Below are 2256 nucleotides of genomic sequence, written 5' to 3'. Positions count from 1 at the left end.
GGGTGATCGTAGATAGCGATCGCACCCTTGAGTTGATTATCGTCAAAGCCACCAGAACGCACCGCAATTACACCCACACCAGCTTTATTTGCAGATTCAATATCGTAGGGAGTATCGGCAATCATCACTACTTGATTGGGTTCCATTTGCATCTTCTTCAATGCTGCTTCCACGATGTCTGGTGCTGGTTTAGAGGCATCGGCATCGCTAGAAGTTGTCGCTTCATCCAGTAGATCGTCAACTTGTGCGGCTTTCAGCAACGGGGAGAGTTCTTGACTTGATGCAGAGGTAGCGATAATCAGCTTTAATCCAGCCTCCTGCATTTTCAAGATCAGGTCTCTTGCGCCGTCTGTAGGAGACAGTGTTGGTGCAAAGCGGTTGACCATTAGTTCTCGACGCTTCTGAGAAACGGCTTTCCCATCTCCGTCTTCGTCATTTAATTCCGGCACCATTGCTGGGATGACGTGATCGCCACCCATCCCAATCAGCGGTCGAACTTTCTCAAAGGGTACGTCATAACCATACGTTGCAAATCCCTCAACCCAAGCTTGGGCATGGGCATCATTGCTCAGAACCAGGGTACCATCGATATCTAAAATTACGCCTTGCACTGTCATGGTTGTATTACCTTTGGATTTTGGTTGTATTTATCCCCCTTTTTAAAAGCGGGATTTTCTCTGCTTTGATTCCTGTTTCGATCCCTTCAACCCCCTGCATCGGGGCGAAGAAAAAACGCGATCGCTAATTTGAGGCTACCGCTGGCAGCACTTCTGGGTCATCATCCAACGAGAGGAGGAATTGAATGATATCGGTCTGATCTTGGGGAGTGAAACCCGCCTCCGTGTCTACCCAATAAGCGTGTCCGCTGCCGTCTACATTCGACTGTTGTAAGTCAGAATTCGCCCGGTTAACGGCTACCGTTGTTTCGCGCAGGTTGCGATCCAGCAGCACTCGCAAACTTGCGCTGGGATCGGGCTGGATATTGTTAAGCAACGTACCTGCCATGCCTAGTTGATTGGGATCGGCGACTTTAAAGCCGTCTTTATCTCGCTTCAGTGCTTCGGAACTAGCTGCCACACCGCCATCATGGAGATAAGGTGCGGTTACGGCAAGTCCAATTAAGCTAGGTACCTTGTAACCACCGGCTGGGTTGCTGATGGCAAAGGCTAATTCTAGCGATCGCTGTGGCGTAATATCGGTCGGTACTGATAGCACCGGCGGATCGGGCGGCAAGGGCACTGGGACGTTACTGGGATAGGTTTGGGGTGCTATCAAGATGCGGGCAAAGGGTGCCTGCGCCGGACCCCGTGAGGGCTGAGTTCCAATCTCATCGGCTGCGATTACTTCATGGTTGGTGAAGTAGCGTCCGCTATGACACTCAACGCAACCAGCTTTTGAGAAGATTGCTGCACCCCGCTTCAGGGTGTCTGTGCTAGCAGTTTGAACGGGTGGCGGTGCCAAGCTATTCTGAAAAGCTGACATTCCGTTAAGTTGTTCGCCGACCGGGAATCCGGGCGAGTTTGCCATCAACCCATCCAAAATAAAAGGCGAACCTTTCGGGTATCCAGGCATCTTAATTACCTGGTTCATTCCCGGTTCCCCTGGTGTGGGATCGATTTTTTCAAAGAATTCTGATGGTTTTGCACCTTCTGGCAACCGGAAAGCTTGAGTGGCTGAATTTTGAAAAAGAATTCCCAAATAGGTCTCTTTGTCAATATTTAGTAACGCTTGGCTGGAATCAGCCCCGGTTGTGGCGTCGGAATTGGTGCCGTGAACGTTGCTGTTGAGGGTAGTCAGTCCGTGAAACCAGCCAATGGCAGCGTTTCCACTCCAGCCGTAGGGCCAAGCTTTGTGGGTATAGGAGGAAGGATTTTGGGAGGGATTGTTGACCATGTTGCCGGTAGAATCAAAGTTCCCCGGAGGCCAACTGAGCAAATCGGCATCGACGGCATCTTCTACGGCTTTGGCATCTGGGAGACGGGCGATTTCCCCATCAGCGTTGATGTAAGTGCGATCGCCTAAGGGAAGTTTAGTGGGATTCACACCCGTCTGGCGAAACATGGCGGCGGAGTTGGTAGCCATTGCCAAGACTAAGCCGGGATCGACATCGTTGTTCGGCGCACCTTCGATAACGCGCCCACTTCTGCTATCGATTGCTGCATGACACAAGGCGCAGGTGATGCCGACTCGAACCTTACCCTTCTCAATGCTGGTACGCATTCCCAAGGGCAGAATTGAACCAGCAGGCACGTCCAT

The 2256-nt window shown here is 51.4% G+C and carries 2 protein-coding genes; both read right to left on the bottom strand.

Annotated features, from left to right (window positions below; genetic code table 11):
- The coding region (locus H6F50_RS04050; RefSeq protein WP_190426607.1) for an HAD family hydrolase at positions 1 to 617 on the bottom strand (617 nt) is incomplete at its 3' end.
- Positions 618 to 741: 124 nt separating this feature from the next.
- Positions 742 to 2256 (bottom strand): hypothetical protein (locus H6F50_RS04045; RefSeq protein WP_190426604.1); only part of this gene is annotated, 1515 nt, incomplete at its 5' end.

Source organism: Coleofasciculus sp. FACHB-712 (assembly GCF_014695635.1).
Lineage (GTDB): Bacteria > Cyanobacteriota > Cyanobacteriia > Cyanobacteriales > FACHB-T130 > FACHB-T130.
This window is presented reverse-complemented; position numbering and strand designations above follow the sequence as displayed.